We start from the raw sequence: 20,347 nt of genomic DNA, 5'->3' as shown, positions 1-20,347 counted from the left end.
TCAGCCCAATGAGTGAGACGCTGCGTTAATGATGAGAAAACGCCGAACCACGATACGAGATTACCAAGCCGAAGCACGGTTGTTTGCCAATCGTGCTCTTGTGGCTTTTTTCGGTATCGTCGCCTTAATGGGCGTTCTGGTGACCAACTTATACAACATTCAGGTCAACCAGTATCAAGATTACAAAACCCGCTCGAATGACAACCGCATTAAAGTGGTGCCCATCGCACCAAATCGTGGCTTGATTTATGATCGCAACGGCGTGTTATTAGCGGAAAACAGACCGGTTTTTGACTTGGAAATCACACCGGAAAAAGTCAAAAACATGGATGCGACAATTGCTCAGTTGCAAACCCTGTTTGAAATCACGCCAGAACAAATCGAACGTTTCCATCGCGAGCGAAAACGCACGCGTCGCTTCAAATCGGTCCCGATTCTCAGTCAACTCACAGAAAAACAAGTCGCGGTATTCTCCGTGAACCAATACCGTTTTCCTGGCGTCGAAGTGTCTGGCACATTGAAACGCTACTACCCTTATGGCGAAATTCTCACTCATGTGATTGGCTACGTATCACGCATCAACGACCGAGACATGCAACGGCTGAGTGATGAAGGTAAAGAAGCCAACTATCAAGCAACACGCGACATCGGCAAGCTTGGCATTGAGAAGTTTTACGAAGACATGCTCCACGGAACGGCAGGCTACCAAGAAGTCGAGGTCAACAGCCGTGGGCGAGTCATCCGCACCCTCAAATTTGTTCCGCCAGTGCCTGGCAAAGATATTGTGTTGAACATTGATATCAAACTGCAAACCTATGTTCATCAACTGCTCGACGGTAGACGAGGCAGTGCGATCGTACTGGATCCGAAAGACAATGGCATTTTGGCCATGGTATCCAGCCCAAGTTATGACCCCAATGCGTTCGTCCACGGTATTTCAGGCAAAGGTTACAGCGATCTTCTTAACGACAAAAACCGCCCGTTGGTAAACCGTTCGACGCTGGGAATTTACCCCCCCGCTTCGACCGTCAAACCCTTTATCGCCGTCTCTGCATTGCAAGAAGGTGTGGTAACACCAAACACAACCAGAAACGATCCTGGTTATTGGCGCATCCCCAACTCCGATACACGTCCCTTCCGTGACTGGCTGCGTTGGGGACATGGTCGAGTGAACTTGGTGCAATCCATTGAAGAATCGGTTGATACCTTTTTCTACCAAATCGCTTACGACTTAGGCATTGATCGTCTTTCCAATTGGATGAGTATGTTTGGTTTTGGTGACTACACTGGCATCGATATCTTTGAAGAAAGCAAGGCCAATATGCCAACACGCGATTGGAAAATGTCTCGTCATAAAACACCTTGGTACAAAGGCGACACCATTCCCGTTGGTATTGGCCAAGGTTACTGGACAGCAACACCAATGCAACTTGCGAAAGCCACTTCTGTATTAGTTAACGAAGGAAACGTGACCGCACCGCACTTATTGCGTGCGACGATTGAAAACGGTGAAGCGTTTGACAGCCGAAAGCTCTCTGATTACGTCACTTATCCCCCCATTCAAAACGTACCAGACAAATACTGGAACCTCGCCAAAGAAGGGATGCGCTTGGTTAACCATGGCAAGAAAGGCACCGCGCGACGCTCATTTACCGGTATGCCTTACATGACCGCAGGTAAATCAGGCACAGCGCAGGTTTTTGGCTTAGCAGAAGACCAAGAATACAACGCCGATGAGCTGGCCGAGCACTTACGCGACCACGCTCTCTTTACTGGCTTCGCGCCATTTGACGATCCTAAAATCATCGTCACTATAGTGTTAGAAAACGCGGGCGGCGGCTCCTCCAATGGTGCTCCTGTCGCAAGACGTATTTTTGATAAAGTGTTACTCGATAAAGACAGTGACGAGGCCAAACACTGATGAAACTCGATCCAGCAACCGGAAAGAATCGCGCTCTGTTTGAGCGATTTCATATCGACCTGCCACTTCTTCTAGGCATTTTGGCCCTGATGGGGTTTGGCTTAGTTGTGATGTACAGTGCCAGCGGGCAAAGCTTGGCGATGATGGATCGCCAAGCAATGCGCATGGCACTCTCTATCGTGGTGATGCTCGTGTTAGCGCAAATTTCACCACGCACCTACGAATCGTTAGCCCCTTTAATGTTTGTTGGCGGCGTAATCCTTCTTCTTGGCGTACTCTTTTTCGGTGAAGCGTCAAAAGGAGCTCAACGCTGGTTGAATCTTGGTTTCGTCCGCTTTCAGCCCTCAGAGCTGCTTAAACTGGCGGTACCATTAATGGTGGCGCGCTTCATTGGTAAACGGCCGCTGCCTCCCACCTTCCAAACCTTGTGTATCGCATTGGTGATGGTGTTCATTCCGACCATTTTGATCGCCAAACAACCTGACCTCGGCACTTCGATTCTGATTGCGGCCTCGGGTATTTTCGTTATCTTCTTAGCGGGGATCAGCTGGCGCATTATTGGTGCGGCAGCGGTGGCGTTAGCCGCATTTATCCCAATTTTGTGGTTCTTCTTGATGCGCGAGTATCAGAAAGTGCGTGTCAGAACCCTTTTTAATCCTGAGTCAGATCCTCTTGGTGCGGGCTATCATATTATTCAGAGTAAAATCGCCATCGGTTCTGGCGGCATATCTGGTAAGGGCTGGCTGCAAGGGACACAGTCTCAACTCGAATTTCTTCCTGAGCGACATACCGACTTCATCTTTGCGGTGATCGCCGAAGAATGGGGCATGATTGGCTTCTTACTGCTGCTTTCGCTGTACCTATTCATCATCGGTCGTGGGCTTTACTTAGCGTCTCAAGCACAAACGGCGTTTGGCCGTATGATGGCAGGCAGTGTTGTGTTGAGCTTTTTCGTTTACATCTTTGTTAACATCGGCATGGTCAGCGGTATCTTGCCCGTTGTGGGGGTACCACTGCCACTCATCAGTTATGGCGGTACTTCCATGGTGACCTTGATGGCGGGCTTCGGTATTCTGATGTCTATCCATACTCACCGTAAAGCATTCTCAAAGGCAAATTAATGAATAAATCGATTGTTATCTTCAGTTTACTTTGCGGCGTGTCGCTTTTAGCGGGCTGTAGCTCTAAACCTGAGGGGCGCTATAGCCTAGAGTCAGATGTTGCTCCTGACCAACCGATTTCCGTCGAGCATATCGAAGATGCCCACCCACGTTATGAGCCATACAGCTTAGGTGGAAACAAAGATTACACTTTGCGCGGTCAAGACTACAAAATTGTGCGCGATGTAAAAGGGTTTAAAGAGTCTGGCATTGCCTCTTGGTACGGTAAAAAATTCCAAGGCCATCTCACCTCAAATGGTGAAATCTACGATATGTACTCGATGACCGCAGCACATAAAACCTTGCCATTGCCAAGTTACGTGAAGGTGACCAACAAAGACAATGGCAAAAGCACCATTGTGCGGGTGAACGATCGTGGTCCTTTCCACGAAGGACGTATCATTGACCTGAGCTACGCCGCCGCTTACAAGTTGGATGTACTAAAAACGGGCACCGCCAACGTGGAAATTGAAGTATTGAACTTTGAACCGCCAACCGATGCCAAAGCGCTGGAAAATCATCCCAAATATCTCATTCAAGTATTAAGTTCAAAATCTGCCGAACGAGCGAGAACTTTAGGACAAGATCTTGGTCAAAGCCTGAATGTAGACTCTTTCTTAGAAAGCACCGACGATACACATCGTCTCATGTTGGGGCCATTTACTGACTTTACGCTGACGCAACAGATCTTGGATCAGGTTAAGTTGGCGGGTCATGAAAGCGCCTTCATCAGAAAGCGCGCCATAACTCGTTGACAACTGACACGACACTTTCTAGTGTTAGACGCTCTGACTTACAGTGCGAATCTGTTAAGATATGGACAATTAACCAAAAAAATTGAATTACCATGAACAAAACAACAAAAATTGTGAAATCCACTCTCGTTTCTTCCCTTGCACTTTCTGCAACGCTGGCTTACTCAGTTTCTGCTGCTCCAGTTGTGGTGCCTGACGCGCCACAAATCGCAGCTAAAGGTTTTGTTCTAATGGACTACCATTCAGGCAAAGTATTGGCAGAGAAAGAGATGAACACTAAGCTCTCTCCAGCCAGCTTGACCAAAATGATGACCAGCTACGTGATTGGCCAAGAGTTAGAGCGCGGTAACATCGGCCTAGAAGATGACGTTGTTATTAGTAAGAATGCGTGGGCAAAAAATTTCCCAGACTCTTCAAAGATGTTTATCGAAGTGGGCACCACGGTAAAAGTGAAAGATCTTAACCGCGGTATTATCGTTCAGTCAGGTAACGACGCTTGTGTGGCCATGGCTGAACACATTGCGGGGTCAGAAGATGCGTTTGTTGATCTCATGAACGCATGGGCAAGTTCTATTGGCATGACCAACACGCATTTTGCCAACGTACATGGTTTGGATAACGCCAACCTATACTCAACGCCGTACGACATGGCGCTCCTTGGTCAAGCATTGATCCGTGATGTGCCGGATGAATACCGTATCTACTCAGAGCAAAAATTTACTTACAACGGCATTACTCAGTACAACCGTAACGGTCTACTGTGGGATAAAAGCATGAATGTGGATGGCATCAAAACGGGCCACACAAGCAATGCAGGTTACAGCCTAGTGAGCTCTGCTACTGAAGGTAAAATGCGTCTTATCGCTGTCGTCATGGGCACCAAAGACATGAACGCACGTAAGTCAGAAAGCAAGAAACTTCTGAGTTACGGCTTCCGCTTCTTCGAAACCGTTGCGCCGCACAAAGCCGGTGAAACTTTCGTCGAAGAAAAAATCTGGATGGGTAACAAAGACACCCTAGCACTGGGTGTTAACGAAGACACTTACGTCACACTACCTCGTGGTCAAGCGAAAAACCTCACCGCCAGCTTTGTACTTGAAAAAGAGCTTCAAGCACCAATTAAGAAAGGCGATGTGGTAGGCAAACTTTACTACCAAGTCGATGGTGAAGATGTAGCGCAATACCCATTACTGGCTCTTGAATCTGTTGATGAAGGCAGCCTATTCAGCCGTCTTTGGGATTACCTCGTACTGCTATTTAAGAGCCTGTTCTAATTTCAAAACAGACTGTTAGCCCAAAGCCGCCGATTCGGCGGCTTTGTTGTACTTGAGTTCGCATAAAACAGACGTTACTATTGCGCCCCGCATAACCGAATATCTAACTGGAGTTATCCTCAATGCTCAACATCAACTCTGATGCCAAACTGAAAGATCTTCTTGAGTTCCCTTGTTCATTTACATACAAGGTGATGGGTTACGCAAAACCTGAACTACCAGAGAAAGTGCTGGCAGTCATTCAGCGCCATGCTCCTGGAGACTACAGCCCAGCGGTCAAACCAAGTGCCAAAGGTAACTATCACTCGGTTTCTATCAACATCACTGCCACCTCTATCGAGCAGGTTGAAACGCTGTACAAAGAGCTCGGCGAAATTGACATTGTACGCATGGTTCTATGATTTTTTGATAAATTAAATTTTTTTTGAAAGCAGCTTATGGCTGCTTTCTTTATATTTATCAGATAGATAAAAACCTAAGCACGACCCAACGCGTTAAATAGTTGTGAAACAAATATAGTTCCCAACCGTGAACAGGTTTATAATGCAAAAACTTTACTAAGCGATAACAGGAAATATCATGCAAAACCAATTAGTTGTAAAACGACTTGGCCGTCGAGATTACCTGCCAGTATGGCAAGCAATGCATGAATTTACTGATACACGCAACGAGGAAACACCGGATGAAGTGTGGTTGGTTGAACACAACCCCGTTTTTACCCAAGGCCAAGCGGGTAAAGCAGAACACCTACTCAATACCGGTGATATTCCTGTTGTGCAAAGCGATCGTGGAGGGCAAGTGACTTATCATGGACCCGGTCAACTGGTAGCTTACTTCCTCATCAACCTACGTCGCAAAAAATTGGGTGTGCGAGATCTCGTCACGACGATAGAGAACCTCGTAATCAATACGCTTAAAGCATACAATATCGACTCCGCAGCCAGACCGGATGCACCCGGCGTTTACGTCGAGGGTAGCAAGATATGTTCGTTAGGTCTGCGCATCCGTAAAGGATGTTCTTTCCACGGGCTCGCACTCAACGTAAATATGGACCTTTCCCCTTTCTTGAGAATTAACCCATGTGGTTATCAAGGCATGGAGATGGTTCAGGTGAGTGAGCTTGGTGGCCCCACGGACATCGCTCTCGTAGAGCAACAATTAGTCAAAGAACTGGTAAATTTGCTTGGTTATGAGCAAGTTGAATTCAGCACAGAAGCAGAAGTAAGAGAAGCATGAGTAAACCAATCCAGATGGAAAAAGGCGTTAAATACCGTGACGCCGACAAAATGGCTCTGATTCCCGTCAAGAACATGCCGACAGAGCAAAAAGAGGTCCTACGCAAGCCTGATTGGATGAAGATCAAGTTGCCTGCAGATAGCCAACGCATTCAAGATATTAAATCCGCTATGCGTAAAAATAATCTGCACTCGGTTTGCGAAGAGGCTTCTTGTCCAAACTTGGCGGAGTGCTTTAACCACGGTACGGCAACCTTTATGATTCTAGGTGCTATCTGTACTCGCCGTTGCCCATTCTGTGATGTTGCCCATGGCCGACCACTTCCACCGGAAGCGGAAGAACCGACTAAGCTAGCAAAAACCATTGCCGACATGAAGCTCAAGTACGTGGTGATTACTTCTGTGGACCGTGACGATCTGCGTGATGGAGGGGCAAAACATTTTGCCGATTGTAACCGCGAAATTCGCGCTCAAAGCCCACATATTCGTATCGAAACATTGGTTCCTGACTTCCGTGGTCGTATGGATGTGGCGCTAGAAGCACTAAAAGATAACCCGCCAGACGTGTTCAACCACAACTTGGAAACGGCACCACGCCTGTACCGTAAGGTACGTCCAGGGGCAAACTACCAATGGTCATTGGATCTTCTGAAGAAATTCAAAGAGCAACATCCTGACGTCCCAACCAAATCGGGTCTTATGATGGGCTTAGGTGAAACCAAAGAAGAGATCGTTGAAGTGCTCAAAGATCTTCGTGCGCATGGTGTAACCATGCTGACACTCGGCCAATACCTTGCGCCAAGTCGCCACCATCTTCCAGTAGAGCGTTACGTTCCACCAGCAGAATTTGATGAGCTTAAAGAGATTGCGCTGGAACTTGGTTTCACTCATGCCGCATGTGGCCCATTTGTACGTTCGTCTTATCATGCCGATATGCAGGCGCAAGGCTTAGAAGTCAAATAAGCCAAAATCACAGTTCGCCTCGAAAAACAAAAGCTGGTGTTGATAACCAGCTTTTTATTTGTCTTAAATCTTTGTCGACCCTGCCTTCAGGACATGAATTGCTTGTCATCCATAGGTCAATTCTATAGGCTTGATGCAAACGTATATCCATCGCATTGCGTATGGCATTCTTAATTTTCAAAAAGTAGGATTGATTAGATGAACAAATTAGGTTTTATCGCCCTATTCGCATCGGCTCTTTTGGCAGGTTGTGCCCAACAAAACACTGCACAAGATAACTACCGCGAAGCATCCTTTGAACTCTGCAATACCGAAGTAAAACTTTACTCAGTTAGTAAAGACGGGCGTGTCCGCATCGTATGCGCTGATGGTGCGAAGTTTGCGCTAAACAGTGAAGAGACATTGAATGTGATGCGTGATATCAATATCGATTACTGTGATGGCGAAGGCTTAGGCAAGTTTAGCGAAACCAGCAGCTATTACTCATTTCAATGTAAATCAGGTTCGCTATTAAGCATTTCTAAAGACAAGTAATAGCTACCGCCACTCAAACACTCTTGGTTGAATGGTGACTTTTCTTATTCCATTTGCTGTTTCGACTAAGAAATATAAGAAATGAAAAGGCTTCCATCCGGAAGCCTTTTTGATGATCAAATAGCAAAAATCTTATGCGTAAACAGGTAGACGCTTACAAATTTCTAGGACTTTCTGTTTCGTCGCTTCGATAACCGCTTCATTGCCGATGTTGTCTAGTACGTCACACATCCAGTTTGCTAGCTCTTTCGCGTCCGCTTCAGTAAAGCCACGGCGAGTGATCGCAGGCGTACCAACACGAATACCCGAAGTGACAAATGGGCTACGAGGGTCGTTTGGTACTGAGTTCTTGTTTACCGTGATGTTTGCTGCGCCTAGTGCCGCATCCGCATCTTTACCCGTAATGTCTTTGTCGATAAGGTCAACAAGGAACAGGTGGTTTTCTGTACCGTTAGATACGATTTTGTAACCGCGCTCTTGGAACTGAGCCACCATCGCTTTTGCATTTTTCACTACGCGCGCTTGGTAAGCTTTAAACTCAGGTTCCATCGCTTCTTTGAACGCTACTGCTTTACCCGCGATAACGTGCATCAGAGGACCACCTTGACCGCCAGGGAAAACGGCTGAGTTCAGTTTCTTGTACATGTCTTCGCCAGCGTTTGACAGGATAAGACCACCACGTGGACCTGCTAGCGTTTTGTGCGTCGTTGTCGTTACTACGTGTGCGTGTGGCACAGGTGTTGGGTATTCACCTGCTGCGATAAGACCCGCAACGTGCGCCATATCGACAAATAGGTAAGCGTCAACTTTATCCGCGATTTCACGCATGCGCTTCCAATCAACGATTTGAGAGTAAGCTGAGAAACCACCGATGATCATCTTAGGCTTGTGCTCTAGCGCAAGTGCTTCCATCTCGTCGTAGTTAATTTGGCCAGCTTCATCGATACCGTAAGGGATAACGTTGTAGTGCTTACCAGAGAAGTTTACAGGAGAACCGTGAGTCAGGTGACCACCGTGCGCTAGGCTCATACCTAGAACTGTATCGCCTGGGTTAAGCAGTGCCATGTAAACCGCGCTGTTAGCTTGAGAGCCAGAGTGTGGCTGAACGTTCGCGTACTCACAACCAAACAGTTTACATGCACGATCAATCGCGAGCGATTCCGCTTTATCAACGTACTCACAACCACCGTAGTAACGCTTGCCTGGGTAGCCTTCAGCATACTTATTGGTTAGCTGAGAGCCTTGAGCTTCCATTACACGTGGACTTGTGTAGTTTTCTGAAGCGATCAGCTCGATGTGTTCTTCCTGGCGAAGAGTTTCTTCCTGGATAGCTGCGAATAGCTCCGCATCGTAATCAGCGATATTCATATCACGCTTAAGCATCTGTATCTCCTGACTCAGATTTGACTGAAAGTTGCAAAAAAACTGGTTAATGACCCAACGCAAACGTTTTCGTCACCATAATGGCGCGCATTCTACATAATTTGATCCAGGTCATAAAGAGAAAATTCACTTTTCTCTATGCAGTTTCTTCATGATGACATGTGAAAGATTTCATCTTGGCTTTATCCTTAAGCGAAAATGCAATCTAAAGTGTCAATTTTGCGTTTCACACCTGTAAAACAACAATTACATAGGTTTACCCTAATTTTAACCCGCTAGCTACCAAAAAGATCAGCTTTTTACTACTATGCACGCCCTTAATCGCAAATGAAATTTAACCACTGATGGAAAAACACTCACGTAGAGAAGACTGGATCGCCATATTGACCGGCACCTTCCTCGTCGCCCAAGGCGTCTTTTTTCTGCAATCAGCCAATCTACTGACGGGCGGGACAACTGGGCTTGCTCTATTAGTGACTCAGTTTACTCCATTCACTTTTGGAATGTTGTATTTTTTGGCAAATTGCCCTTTCTATTTATTGGCTTGGAAACGCTATGGCCGTCGCTTTGCTTTTAATAGTGCCATTTCTGGTGGTTTAGTCTCGATTTTTGCCGATAACCTATATTTAGTAATCTCTGTTGAGCATATCAATGAAGTTTACTGCGCGATTGCGGGTGGGCTGTTAATGGGTCTCGGAATGCTTATCCTATTTCGTCATCGTTCCAGCTTGGGGGGCTTTAACGTGCTTTGCCTCTACATCCAAGATAAGTTTGGTGTTTCAGTGGGCAAATCGCAGATGGCAATTGATGCAACCATCCTATTTGCTTCCTTTTTCTTTGTCAGCCCGACCACGATCGCACTGTCGATTCTTGGCGCTTTTGCGTTGAATCTAGTACTCGCGATGAATCATAAGCCGCATCGATACTCGGTTCGTTATCAGTAATCTGTTTTACCCCTGCAACAAAAAAAAAAGGCTTTGGATCCTCCAAAGCCTTTGAACGTATTAGGGGCGTGCCGTTAGCGTTCTTTATAACGAACAACAAACTTAACGTTCAATCAAGAGAATACGAGTCTCGTAAGGTTTGAGCACTTGGTGATGCGAAGCCATGGCACTCGGTTGATTTTGGTAGTTAGACAGCAAACATTTCGCTTTACGCATGTCGAGATCCAATGGCAATACACACTCCACATCTTCCCCGTAGTAGTTATTGATGCACACCAGTTGCTGAGCCGAACTGGTCCGCGTATAGGCAAACACACTCTGATGCTCGGGTAATAAGTCTTGATAATCACCTTGGGTGATCACTGGCACTTCTTTACGAAGTTCAATCAATCGCTTATAGAAATAGAACACCGAATTGAGATCCGCCACCGCCGCTTCCGCGTTGATCTTCGGGTAGTTACTCGCCACCGCTAACCACGGTTCTCCTTGCGTAAATCCTGCGTGTTTTTCTTCTGACCACTGCATTGGGGTGCGTGAATTATCACGAGACTTTTGTGCCAAAATCGCCATCATTTCGTCATGGTCAATTCCTTGCTGCTCAACCATGATCTGATACATGTTGGTGCTTTCAACATCACGATACTGTTCAATCGCTGTATACCCTGGGTTGGTCATGCCAATTTCTTCGCCTTGATAAACATAAGGCGTGCCTTGCATCATATGAACCGAGGCAGCCAACATTTTTGCCGATTCAACACGATACGCTTGATCGTTGCCCAAACGGCTCACGATACGTGGCTGATCATGGTTACACCAAAAGAGCGCTCCCCACCCTTTCCCATTCAGGCCAGTTTGCCAATGATTAAAAATCTGTTTGAGCTGGAGAAAGTCAAATGGTGCCTTAGTCCATTTTTCACCATTTGGATAATCCACTTTCAGGTGATGGAAATTGAACACCATGGAAAGCTCTTTACCATCAAGTGAGGAGTACTGCTGACAATGCTCTAAGGTTGTCGATGACATCTCACCCACTGTCACACTGCCATACTTTTGGAAAACGGCTTGACTGATCTCTTGGAGATAGTCGTGCACACGCGGTCCATCAGTATAGAAACGACGCCCATCGCCTATCTCATCGTCGCAAAAATCTTGTTGCTTCGAAATCAGATTGATGACGTCCAGGCGAAATCCGTCGACGCCTTTTTCCGCCCAAAAACGAATAACATTTTTCACTTCCTCACGAACCGTGGGATTTTCCCAATTGAGATCGGCCTGCTCTTTGGCGAAAAGGTGCAGATAATATTGGCCCGTTTGTTCATCCAGCGCCCAAGCGCTGCCACCAAACTTAGACTGCCAATTATTGGGCACCTTTCCTTCGACCGGGTCTTTCCAGATGTAGTAATCCCGATATGGACTGTTTTTGTTACCCAGTGCCGATTGAAACCAAGCGTGTTCGGTCGAGGTGTGGTTCACCACAATGTCCATGATAAGACGGATTCCGAGCTGATGCGCTTTCTCGAGCAATTCATCAAAATCCGCCATCGTGCCAAACTGAGGGTTAATTCGGTAGTAATCCGAAATGTCGTATCCATTATCGACCATCGGCGATTGGTAAACCGGCGTCAGCCAGATTGCATCAATACCGAGATGCTTCAAATATTCCAACTTAGAGATGATGCCTTGAATATCACCCGTCCCCTTTGCCCCGCTGTCGCAAAAACTTTTTGGGTAGATTTGATAGATAGTGGCGGTTTTCCACCAATAAGCATCTGTGTTACGTGTTGTCATGGAAAAGACTCACTTACCGAAGAGAAACAAAGCGGAGTGACCATTCGCCACTCCAAATCGATGAAATTATGCGTTTACCGGTTCGAGTTCGCCTTTGGCTTCTGCTCGCTTATAAAACACTAAAGTGAGGGCTGCTGGCAGCACAATGGCGGTTAACATCGCCAGTGCGTAAATTCCCCAAAATTGTGGTTGAATTGAGAGAATGCCAGGTAGGCCGCCCACCCCGATGCCATTTGCCATCACACCAGCACCACCACAAATTGCGGCCGCGACAGCACTACCAATCATCGCGCTCAGCATAGGGAACTTGTACTTGAGGTTGATGCCGTACATGGCAGGCTCAGTCACACCTAAATAGGCTGAAATCGCAGCGGGCACAGAGATGTCACGCTCGCCATGTTTTTTACTGATAATGATGATGCCAACAACGGCAGACGCCTGTGCAATATTTGACAACGCAATCAGCGGCCAAATTGGCGTACCACCCATCTCTTGCATCAACTGCAAATCCACAGCGTTGGTTGTATGGTGAATACCGGTGATCACAAGTGGTGCGTACAAGAAGCCAAAGATCATTGACCCTAACACTGCAAAGTCGCCCGTCATGGCCGCTTTTGCCGCAAATGCCACGCCATCACCCAGCACACGGCCAAACGGGCCAATCAAAGAATGAGCAAGAATAACGGATAGGATGATCGAGACAAACGGCACCACTACGAGGTAGAGGTAAGAAGGGACGATACGTTTTAGGTTAGTTTCAATGAAAGCCAACGCGACACCGGCCAACATAGCTGGGATCACCTGCGCTTGATAGCCGACCTTTTCAATCACAAACAGGCCAAAGTCCCACACTTCTGGGGCTTGTTTACCTATTAAGTAGGCGTTCATGAGCTGCGGTGAAACCAGTGTGACACCGAGTGTAATGCCCAAAATCGGTGTCCCGCCGAGTTTCTTCACGGTAGACCAGCACACCCCTACCGGTAGGAAGAAGAAAATCGCTTCGCCAATCAACCATAAAAAGGAGTGAACCGTTGCCCAAAACTGGCTAATCTCCGTCAATGTCTGGCCATCAAACATCTTGATGTCACCAATCACATTACGGAAACCAAGGATTAAACCACCAGTGATGATCGCAGGGAGCAGAGGGACAAAAATTTCAGCAAGATGGGAGATTCCGCGCTCAATGATGTTCATGTTTTGACGAGCCGCCAATTTCGCATCGTCTTTGCTCGCTTCCGATTTACCTGAAATCTCGAGCAACACTTTATAGACAGCATCAACTTCCGTGCCAATCACCACTTGAAATTGACCCGCGTTGGTAAAGCATCCTTTGACCATCGACAATGTTTCGATTTGCTTAACATCGGCGGCCGACGTGTCGTTCAACACAAAGCGAAGGCGTGTCAAACAGTGGCTGACACTGGCGATGTTGTCGCTTCCTCCGACTAGCTCGATGAGACGTTCAACGTCCTTGCGCGCTATCTTACTCATAACTCTGTCCACCCTATTCTGATCTACTCAATTATAGTTTTTAGACAATGGGAACATTCCCATTTCTTGATTTAATATTGCCAGTTTTTATAAATAAACAAAATGGGAACAGTCCCATTAATTGAAAGTGATCACAGTCTAGATCGGAAAAACAAGAAAAATGAAAGGGTTAGTTTTGGATCGGTGCCTGAGTGATATGCGAGATAGCTTCCTCACCATTCATCTGAGAAATCAGCATCTTAGCGGCCTTTTCTCCCGCTTGCTTGTAACCGGGATCGACACTGAACACCTTTGGAAAAAGAAAAGAGAGCAACTCATTGCCACCCACACCGGTGACACAAACCTCTTCGCGCCCCAGTTCTTGAAGTCGCTTGATGACGCCCAAAGCCAAGGTATCGCTCGCACAGACAATCGCTTGAGTGTTTTCCGCTAACACCTCATCAACTAAGTGATAAGCACTCTCATGGTTGAGTTTGCCAGTTTGATAACGAGCTTCAACATCGTGTTTTTGGCACCACGACAAGTAGGCATTTAAACGCGACCAGCCCGTGGTTTTATCTTCTTTATTCACACCGATATAAGCGATATGGCTCAGCGATAAAGATTGCAAGTGTTCTAACGCCAGCTCAATCACACGCTGATTATCGTAGTTAATCGAAGACACCTCTTCCGCAGGCGTGGCAATCACCACGGCTCGATCTTGCCAACTGGCTAAGGTTTGTAGATCGATATCGGTAAAGCCAAACACAATGACGCCATCGACATTGCGACGACGCAGCACTTCTAAGTGCTCGTTGGTTTTCTCGCGATCGAACTGACTCTCCATGATCACCGCATCGTATCCCGCTTGATACAGCACATTAAGCATACTACCGACAGCACGATTTTCTGAGGGAGAGTCGAGACGCGAGATAATTACCCCAACCACCTTCTGGCTACCGCCACGCATCGATTGAGCGGATTTAGAAGGCACATAACCGGAATCTTGTATCACCTGTTCTACCTTCGCTCGGGTTTCAGGTTTTACCTTGGGATCATTGGTCAGCACGCGCGAGACGGTCGATTTACCGACCCCAGACAAACGGGCAATATCGAGAATAGTCAGCTTTTTGCTCATAATAGGCCAAGAAAGACGTTCAATAATAAAAAGGCCGCTTAGCGACCTTTTACTTGTTCTTTTACATAAAGTGGCACATCACGGATGCTATCGAGCACCACGGTTGCCAGTTGCTCACCCTGCTGTGTAACAGGTTTGCCAGTGCGTACCAAAATCTTCGTTGCAACCCCTGCCGCTTCGGCAGCCATCATATCTTCGGCTTTGTCACCCACCATCACTGAGCGAGCCATATCGATTTTGAGGAAATCACGCGCTGAGATAAACATCCCAGGTTTTGGTTTGCGACAATCACAATCTTGTTTGTAATCCCCCACACCGTGTTCTGCATGGTGCGGACAGTAATAAATGCCGTCAAACTCAACGCCGTTGTCCGCAAAATTCCAATCCATCCATTGGGTCAGAGAAAGGAAGCGATCTTCGCTAAATTTGCCGCGGGCAATCCCCGACTGATTGGTGACCAACACCAAAAGATACCCCATATCCTTGAGGGCCTTCGTCGCCTCAAACACCCCTTCAATGTATTCAAAGTCGTGCTCGTCATGAACGTAACCATGATCAACGTTAATCACGCCATCACGATCCAAAAAAACAGCTGGTTTTGCCAAAGTATCTGTCTCTGTCACAAAGGAATATAAGCCGAGATTATACCTTAAAAGCGCTACATTGCGAGTTTCCAAGCCGTGAGGTACATCGTCAAAACACCCTCTATATACGAATATCAACTAACTCATAGCAAATCCGTTAGCCTCAAACGAACGTTTAGACGTCTAGACGTAAAAATATCTATTGACTTAAAAACACGAAAGCCATAGCATCATCTGAAAAGTGAGCTAGAGCTCAAAATATTATTCTGTTGTCCCTGCACAGGTTGAGAAATGATTGAAATTAACCAAGTAAATAAAGTGTTCTATCAAGGCAGTAAGGAAATCCATGCCTTGAAAGACATTAACTTACACATCGCAGAAGGCACCATTTTTGGTGTGATCGGGTCATCGGGTGCAGGGAAAAGCACGCTGATCCGCTGCGTGAATATGTTAGAAGCACCAACCAGTGGTTCCATTGTGGTGGATGGCGTTGATTTAACAAAACTGAGTAAAAAGCAACTCAGCGAAACTCGCCGCAATATCGGCATGATTTTCCAGCACTTCAACTTGCTCTCTTCTCGCACTGTGTTTGACAACGTTGCACTACCATTAGAGTTGGCTGGAAAAGACAAAGAGCAAATCCAAAGCAAAGTGACGGAACTTCTGAAGCTGGTTGGTTTGGCCGACAAGCACGAAAGCTATCCAGCCAACTTAAGTGGTGGTCAAAAGCAACGTGTGGCGATTGCACGAGCATTGGCCAGCGATCCCAAAGTACTGCTGTGTGATGAAGCCACCAGCGCGCTGGATCCTGCGACCACTCAATCCATTTTGGAGTTGCTCAAAGAGATCAACCGCAAGCTGAAAATCACCATTTTGCTCATCACTCATGAAATGGATGTCGTGAAAAGCATCTGTCACGAAGTAGCAATCATTGGTGGCGGTGAATTGGTTGAGAAAGGCACCGTCGGTGAAATTTTTGCCCATCCTAAAACGGAATTGGCGCATGATTTTATCCGCTCAACACTGGATCTTTCTATTCCTGAAGATTACCAAGCGCGTTTGCAAGCAACGCGTGTTGAAGGCAGCTATCCTCTAGTGCGTTTGGAATTTACCGGCGCGACGGTTGATGCGCCTTTGGTGTCGCAGATTTCTCGTAAATACAACATCGACATCAGCATTCTCAGTTCCGATCTCGACTACGCCGGCGGAGTGAAGTTTGGCATGATGGTCGCTGAACTGTTTGGTAACGAAGAAGACGATAACGCAGCGATTGAATACCTGCGCGAGCACAACGTAAAAGTGGAGGTTCTGGGTTATGTCCTTTAATGACCTATCTCAATGGCTCAGTTTGAACACTGACCTGCTGCTGGGCGCGACTTGGCAAACGCTTTACATGGTTGCGGTTGCCGGCGTCGTTGGTTTTGCGATTGGTATTCCTTTGGGCGTGATTCTGCACACCACCAAAAAAGGTGGCTTGCTTGAAAACACCAAACTGAACAGCGTACTTGGCGCCATTGTCAATATTGGCCGCTCGGTGCCATTTTTGGTTTTGATGGTGGCGATCATTCCCGTCACCAAACTGTTAGTGGGTACTTTCATCGGCACTACAGCAGCGATTGTTCCACTCACCATTGGGGCGATTCCATTTGTTGCGCGCCTGATTGAAGGAGCGTTACTTGAAGTTCCAACTGGCCTGATTGAAGCGGCACAGTCGATGGGTGCAACACCACTACAAATCATCACTAAGGTACTGCTTCCTGAAGCATTGCCGACCATTGTTAACTCCGTCACTATTACGTTGGTAACCTTGGTGAGCTACTCTGCCATGGCGGGCACCGTTGGTGGCGGCGGTCTCGGTGACGTAGCGATTCGCTACGGTTTTCATCGCTACGATGTCACTATCATGGCGGTCACTGTCGTGATGTTGATTGTGTTGGTACAAATTATTCAGTCTATCGGTGACACCATCGTGCGCCGTGTAGACCACAGATAAGCATTGAAAGATTCAAATTATAAGGAGATTTACTATGAAATTTAGCCTCAAAGGTTTACTGACCATTATCGCTGCTGCCTCAACATTGGTATTGGCAGGTTGTGGCGAAAAAGTGGCAGACGCGAGCAAAGTAAAAGTTGGCGTTATGGCGGGTGCCGAAGCACAAGTTGCCGAAGTAGCAGCAAAAATTGCAAAAGAAAAATACGGCCTTGACGTGGAATTGGTCACCTTCACTGACTACGTGACACCAAACGCGGCATTGGATGACGGTTCTATCGATATCAACGCGTTCCAACACAAACCATACCTAGATCGTCAAGTTGCTGACCGTGGCTATAAACTGACCATCGCTGGTAACACTTTTGTTTACCCAATCGCGGGTTACTCAAAACAAGTGAAATCGGTTGAAGAGTTGGCTGACGGCGTACGTATTGCGGTACCAAACGATCCAACCAACCTTGGCCGTTCTCTGCTGCTTCTTGAGCAACAAGGTTTGATCAAACTACGTCCAGAAGTGGGCCTACTTGCGACCGTTCGTGACATCGTTGAGAATCCAAAGAACATCACTATCGTCGAGCTCGATGCTGCTCAGCTTCCACGCTCACTTGACGACGTGGCTCTGTCTATCATCAACACCACTTACGCGAGCTCTATCAACCTAACTCCGGAAAAAGACGGCGTATTTGTTGAAGACAAAGAGTCTCCATACGTGAACCTGATTGTGGCTCGCCAAGACAACGTTCAAAACGAAAACGTACAGAACTTTGTTAAAGCTTACCAAACTGAAGAAGTCTACACTGCTGCAAAAGAAATCTTCAAAGGCGGCGTTGTAAAAGGCTGGTAATTTCGATAGCAAAAGTCGAAGTTCATCAAAACAAAAAAGGGTTGGCGTGAGAGCGCCAACCCTTTTTGCATGTTGAGATGCCACTTGTTACTTCAAATGATCCCAAGAGATGTTTGAGACGATACGGCAGTCGTCGCATTTGAAATGGAAGATATCGTGCAGCGGCTCATCGAGTAGCCATTCACCACCACATTTCGGGCACTTGCGCGCTTGCTCTTCGGCTAGAGAATGGCCGCCAACACGGTATTGGTAATAGTAGGTCGGTACTTTCGTGATGTATTCAATACGACCACGAAGATCCCAACCTCGCTTGAACAAGACACTGTCTACGTCGCACATCTCATGCAGTGCGGCATGCTCGGCGCGACACGCCCCGGCCATCTGCAGTTCATCACACGCTTGCCATTCGGTTTGCCACTTAATCACCGCTTTGTGATCGCCATTTAACGTCGGGCCATTGCGATACAAAGGGATTGGCAGCAAAGTTTCACCACTTCTCAACGGCGAGCAGGTGTGCACATAAGTGGTGTATAACACTTGCCAACTTGGTGTCTCTTCTTCGGCCGCTTCTTCAGAGTTGATGTCTCGTCCCAGCAAGCGCATTTTGGGTGCCAGCAACGCCGCATCAGAAAGACGATTGAGACATACGCGCACATAATCCGAATGATGGCGTGGATGCAAACTCTCTTTTTCCGGGCAAACCGCACGAACAAAAAACTCCCCATCGCCCATCACAATCGGAAACTCACGCCCCAGCACTTGGCCGTTATAACGCAACGCATCCATTAAGCCATTAATCGCTTTATCGACCGCGCTGATGGTGGTGTTGTCGAAACACTCAAACTGCAATTCAACGACGTACATCGACTACACCATAGGTTGGAGTTTAGTGAGAAACTCGGTGACGTTTTCCGCCAAGACATCTCGCTGAGAAGTACCCAATCGCTCAAGCACAACATTCCCCGTGATATTGCAAATCGACAGAACATCTAACTCAGCATCGGTTGCGGCAATAAACACCGTTGGTTTGAGTTTTAGACGTCGTTGCGTCACTAAATGACCCAAAATGTTCTCCTGCAGGCGAGTAAAATCATCGTCATTCCACACTTGCAACAGCGTAAGCTCATTACCCTCCCACGTGGCTGTCATATCGGCACTCAATTGACTGCCATAAAAGGCTTTGATGTCGTCATGCAGTGTTAACTCAATCGCCTTCTCAACATTGGCGAAGTCCGCAGGCGCAGACAAGCTCACTGAGCGCCAGAGCACTTCATCTCCTTTTGACTCCACCACGCAAGGAGAAGGCAAATCCGCCAACTCTTCACTGCTAGGCAATGCGTTGTGCTGTGCTTGCCACGCTGCTTGAAAACGTTGACTAAAGTCAGCAAGTGCCAGTGAAACTGGAGATGACATGAATAACTCCTTCTATACCTTGTGAGCCAACAAGATGGCTTTTAAACGATGGATTCAGTAAAATTCCCGCCATTCTAATCGAAAATGACCGCAAAGTATGAGCAAATATTCTGACGCGAAAGAGCTTGCTGGCCTAACGCTGGGTAAGAAAACCGACTACGCCAACCAATACGATCCTAGCTTGCTACAGCCTGTACCACGTAGCCTCAACCGTGACGATCTTCAGTTGGGTGACGAGCTGCCATTTATCGGCCACGACATCTGGACGTTATATGAGCTCTCTTGGCTCAACAGCAAAGGGCTGCCTCAGGTTGCGGTCGGTGAAGTCTACATCCCTGCCACCAGCGCCAACCTGATTGAATCGAAGTCATTCAAACTCTACCTCAACAGCTACAACCAAACCCGTTTTGATAGCTGGGAAGAGGTTCGTCAACGTTTGATTACCGATCTTTCTCATTGCGCAGGCGAAGCGGTGGAAGTGGAGGTGAATTCGGTCACTCACTACACCCAGCAACCTATCGTGACGATGAAAGGGGAATGCATCGACGAACAAGACATCGACATATCCAGTTACGATTTTGATGACCGCTTGCTCGAAGGCGCTGCGGGCGAAGAGTGGGTGACAGAAACGCTGCACAGCCATCTGCTCAAATCGAACTGTTTGATCACCAATCAACCGGACTGGGGCAGCGTCGAAATTCGCTACCAAGGCCACAAGATTGATCGCGAAAAACTGTTGCGCTACCTTGTGTCATTCCGCGAACACAATGAGTTCCATGAACAGTGCGTAGAGCGCATCTTCACCGATCTCATGAAATATTGTCAGCCAGAAAAACTGACGGTGTTTGCTCGTTATACTCGTCGCGGTGGATTAGACATCAATCCATACCGTTCAACCGAGCAAGCGAAGCCAGATCATAATCATCGAATGGCTCGTCAGTAACACGT

20 protein-coding genes are annotated in these 20,347 nt (G+C 47.2%); 13 read left to right on the top strand and 7 right to left on the bottom strand.

Annotated features, from left to right (window positions below):
- Nucleotides 1-28: 28 nt before the first annotated feature.
- From mrdA to LZU85_RS12050, 8 genes are all read left to right on the top strand, one after another.
- The gene (gene mrdA / locus LZU85_RS12085) at nucleotides 29-1,921 is read left to right on the top strand and encodes a penicillin-binding protein 2 (protein WP_237287171.1); all 1,893 of its coding nucleotides are present in this window, start codon (nucleotides 29-31) and stop codon (nucleotides 1,919-1,921) included.
- Nucleotides 1,921-3,042 carry a rod shape-determining protein RodA gene (rodA, locus tag LZU85_RS12080; RefSeq protein ID WP_011078387.1) on the top strand — a complete coding sequence of 374 codons (1,122 nt, stop codon included), beginning with the start codon at nucleotides 1,921-1,923 and terminating at the stop codon, nucleotides 3,040-3,042. The genes mrdA and rodA overlap by 1 nt, the downstream gene beginning before the upstream one ends.
- A complete protein-coding gene (locus LZU85_RS12075) occupies nucleotides 3,042-3,836 on the top strand; it encodes a septal ring lytic transglycosylase RlpA family protein (RefSeq protein WP_237287170.1) in 795 nt (264 codons plus the stop codon). The genes rodA and LZU85_RS12075 overlap by 1 nt, the downstream gene beginning before the upstream one ends.
- A gap of 92 nt (nucleotides 3,837-3,928) precedes the next feature.
- Nucleotides 3,929-5,110, top strand: a complete 1,182-nt coding sequence (locus LZU85_RS12070) for a serine hydrolase (RefSeq protein WP_206636048.1) — start codon at nucleotides 3,929-3,931, stop codon at nucleotides 5,108-5,110.
- 122 nt (nucleotides 5,111-5,232) lie between these two features.
- Nucleotides 5,233-5,511: a DUF493 family protein YbeD gene (gene ybeD / locus LZU85_RS12065; RefSeq protein WP_176297979.1), complete on the top strand. Its 279-nt coding sequence runs from the start codon at nucleotides 5,233-5,235 to the stop codon at nucleotides 5,509-5,511.
- 178 nt (nucleotides 5,512-5,689) lie between these two features.
- Nucleotides 5,690-6,346, top strand: a complete 657-nt coding sequence (gene lipB / locus LZU85_RS12060) for a lipoyl(octanoyl) transferase LipB (RefSeq protein WP_176297980.1) — start codon at nucleotides 5,690-5,692, stop codon at nucleotides 6,344-6,346.
- Nucleotides 6,343-7,308 (top strand): lipoyl synthase, encoded by a 966-nt coding sequence (lipA, locus tag LZU85_RS12055; protein ID WP_011078392.1) that lies wholly within the window; start codon nucleotides 6,343-6,345, stop codon nucleotides 7,306-7,308. Before lipB ends, lipA begins: the two co-directional genes overlap by 4 nt.
- A gap of 198 nt (nucleotides 7,309-7,506) precedes the next feature.
- Nucleotides 7,507-7,842, top strand: a complete 336-nt coding sequence (locus LZU85_RS12050; RefSeq protein WP_176297981.1) for a hypothetical protein — start codon at nucleotides 7,507-7,509, stop codon at nucleotides 7,840-7,842.
- A gap of 132 nt (nucleotides 7,843-7,974) precedes the next feature.
- On the opposite strand, the gene glyA is transcribed toward LZU85_RS12050, so the two are convergent.
- Nucleotides 7,975-9,225 (bottom strand): serine hydroxymethyltransferase, encoded by a 1,251-nt coding sequence (gene glyA / locus LZU85_RS12045; protein WP_176297982.1) that lies wholly within the window; start codon nucleotides 9,223-9,225, stop codon nucleotides 7,975-7,977.
- Between the two features lie 344 nt (nucleotides 9,226-9,569).
- Here glyA and LZU85_RS12040 point away from each other — a divergent pair, with 344 nt between their 5' ends.
- The gene (locus LZU85_RS12040) at nucleotides 9,570-10,169 is read left to right on the top strand and encodes a YitT family protein (RefSeq protein WP_011078395.1); all 600 of its coding nucleotides are present in this window, start codon (nucleotides 9,570-9,572) and stop codon (nucleotides 10,167-10,169) included.
- A 102-nt stretch (nucleotides 10,170-10,271) separates the two neighbouring features.
- Here LZU85_RS12040 and treC read toward each other — a convergent pair whose 3' ends face one another.
- From treC to gmhB, 4 genes are all read right to left on the bottom strand, one after another.
- Nucleotides 10,272-11,957: an alpha,alpha-phosphotrehalase gene (gene treC / locus LZU85_RS12035; RefSeq protein WP_237287169.1), complete on the bottom strand. Its 1,686-nt coding sequence runs from the start codon at nucleotides 11,955-11,957 to the stop codon at nucleotides 10,272-10,274.
- A 66-nt stretch (nucleotides 11,958-12,023) separates the two neighbouring features.
- The gene (gene treB / locus LZU85_RS12030) at nucleotides 12,024-13,448 is read right to left on the bottom strand and encodes a PTS trehalose transporter subunit IIBC (protein ID WP_043920904.1); all 1,425 of its coding nucleotides are present in this window, start codon (nucleotides 13,446-13,448) and stop codon (nucleotides 12,024-12,026) included.
- Between the two features lie 169 nt (nucleotides 13,449-13,617).
- The gene (gene treR, locus LZU85_RS12025) at nucleotides 13,618-14,565 is read right to left on the bottom strand and encodes a trehalose operon repressor TreR (RefSeq protein WP_011078398.1); all 948 of its coding nucleotides are present in this window, start codon (nucleotides 14,563-14,565) and stop codon (nucleotides 13,618-13,620) included.
- 38 nt (nucleotides 14,566-14,603) lie between these two features.
- Entirely contained in the window at nucleotides 14,604-15,242 is a 639-nt protein-coding gene (gmhB, locus tag LZU85_RS12020; RefSeq protein WP_324167031.1) for a D-glycero-beta-D-manno-heptose 1,7-bisphosphate 7-phosphatase, read from the bottom strand.
- Nucleotides 15,243-15,440: 198 nt separating this feature from the next.
- Here gmhB and metN point away from each other — a divergent pair, with 198 nt between their 5' ends.
- Genes metN through ilpA form a run of 3 tightly spaced genes read left to right on the top strand, consistent with a single transcriptional unit; the run spans nucleotide 15,441 to nucleotide 17,986 of the window.
- Nucleotides 15,441-16,475: a methionine ABC transporter ATP-binding protein MetN gene (gene metN, locus LZU85_RS12015; RefSeq protein WP_237287168.1), complete on the top strand. Its 1,035-nt coding sequence runs from the start codon at nucleotides 15,441-15,443 to the stop codon at nucleotides 16,473-16,475.
- A complete protein-coding gene (locus LZU85_RS12010; RefSeq protein WP_176297985.1) occupies nucleotides 16,465-17,142 on the top strand; it encodes a methionine ABC transporter permease in 678 nt (225 codons plus the stop codon). The genes metN and LZU85_RS12010 overlap by 11 nt, the downstream gene beginning before the upstream one ends.
- A gap of 34 nt (nucleotides 17,143-17,176) precedes the next feature.
- Nucleotides 17,177-17,986, top strand: a complete 810-nt coding sequence (gene ilpA, locus LZU85_RS12005; RefSeq protein WP_237287167.1) for a MetQ/NlpA family lipoprotein adhesin IlpA — start codon at nucleotides 17,177-17,179, stop codon at nucleotides 17,984-17,986.
- A gap of 87 nt (nucleotides 17,987-18,073) precedes the next feature.
- Here the strand turns inward: ilpA and LZU85_RS12000 are convergent, their stop codons facing one another.
- Entirely contained in the window at nucleotides 18,074-18,850 is a 777-nt protein-coding gene (locus LZU85_RS12000; RefSeq protein ID WP_206625717.1) for a Zn-ribbon-containing protein, read from the bottom strand.
- A gap of 3 nt (nucleotides 18,851-18,853) precedes the next feature.
- Complete coding sequence (syd, locus tag LZU85_RS11995) at nucleotides 18,854-19,399, bottom strand: SecY-interacting protein (protein WP_206625719.1); 546 nt, start codon at nucleotides 19,397-19,399, stop codon at nucleotides 18,854-18,856.
- Between the two features lie 97 nt (nucleotides 19,400-19,496).
- On the opposite strand from syd, the gene queF reads away from it, so the two are divergent.
- Nucleotides 19,497-20,342 (top strand): NADPH-dependent 7-cyano-7-deazaguanine reductase QueF, encoded by an 846-nt coding sequence (gene queF, locus LZU85_RS11990; RefSeq protein ID WP_206625721.1) that lies wholly within the window; start codon nucleotides 19,497-19,499, stop codon nucleotides 20,340-20,342.
- Nucleotides 20,343-20,347: the final 5 nt, after the last annotated feature.

The organism is Vibrio floridensis (genome assembly GCF_021852965.1).
GTDB lineage: Bacteria > Pseudomonadota > Gammaproteobacteria > Enterobacterales > Vibrionaceae > Vibrio > Vibrio floridensis.
Note: the sequence above shows the minus strand (reverse complement) of the source record. Positions and strands in the feature narration are given on the sequence as shown.

Bases quoted from the DNA above. Each gene is read 5' to 3' on its own strand.
- treB (WP_043920904.1), bottom strand. From the start codon at position 13,448: ATGAGTAAGATAGCGCGCAAGGACGTTGAACGTCTCATCGAGCTAGTC.
- treC (WP_237287169.1), bottom strand. From the start codon at position 11,957: ATGACAACACGTAACACAGATGCTTATTGGTGGAAAACCGCCACTATC.
- ilpA (WP_237287167.1), top strand. From the start codon at position 17,177: ATGAAATTTAGCCTCAAAGGTTTACTGACCATTATCGCTGCTGCCTCA.
- ybeD (WP_176297979.1), top strand. From the start codon at position 5,233: ATGCTCAACATCAACTCTGATGCCAAACTGAAAGATCTTCTTGAGTTC.
- LZU85_RS12070 (WP_206636048.1), top strand. From the start codon at position 3,929: ATGAACAAAACAACAAAAATTGTGAAATCCACTCTCGTTTCTTCCCTT.
- treR (WP_011078398.1), bottom strand. From the start codon at position 14,565: ATGAGCAAAAAGCTGACTATTCTCGATATTGCCCGTTTGTCTGGGGTC.
- LZU85_RS12000 (WP_206625717.1), bottom strand. From the start codon at position 18,850: ATGTACGTCGTTGAATTGCAGTTTGAGTGTTTCGACAACACCACCATC.
- syd (WP_206625719.1), bottom strand. From the start codon at position 19,399: ATGTCATCTCCAGTTTCACTGGCACTTGCTGACTTTAGTCAACGTTTT.
- rodA (WP_011078387.1), top strand. From the start codon at position 1,921: ATGAAACTCGATCCAGCAACCGGAAAGAATCGCGCTCTGTTTGAGCGA.
- lipB (WP_176297980.1), top strand. From the start codon at position 5,690: ATGCAAAACCAATTAGTTGTAAAACGACTTGGCCGTCGAGATTACCTG.
- mrdA (WP_237287171.1), top strand. From the start codon at position 29: ATGATGAGAAAACGCCGAACCACGATACGAGATTACCAAGCCGAAGCA.
- LZU85_RS12010 (WP_176297985.1), top strand. From the start codon at position 16,465: ATGTCCTTTAATGACCTATCTCAATGGCTCAGTTTGAACACTGACCTG.
- lipA (WP_011078392.1), top strand. From the start codon at position 6,343: ATGAGTAAACCAATCCAGATGGAAAAAGGCGTTAAATACCGTGACGCC.
- queF (WP_206625721.1), top strand. From the start codon at position 19,497: ATGAGCAAATATTCTGACGCGAAAGAGCTTGCTGGCCTAACGCTGGGT.
- glyA (WP_176297982.1), bottom strand. From the start codon at position 9,225: ATGCTTAAGCGTGATATGAATATCGCTGATTACGATGCGGAGCTATTC.
- LZU85_RS12040 (WP_011078395.1), top strand. From the start codon at position 9,570: ATGGAAAAACACTCACGTAGAGAAGACTGGATCGCCATATTGACCGGC.
- metN (WP_237287168.1), top strand. From the start codon at position 15,441: ATGATTGAAATTAACCAAGTAAATAAAGTGTTCTATCAAGGCAGTAAG.
- LZU85_RS12075 (WP_237287170.1), top strand. From the start codon at position 3,042: ATGAATAAATCGATTGTTATCTTCAGTTTACTTTGCGGCGTGTCGCTT.
- LZU85_RS12050 (WP_176297981.1), top strand. From the start codon at position 7,507: ATGAACAAATTAGGTTTTATCGCCCTATTCGCATCGGCTCTTTTGGCA.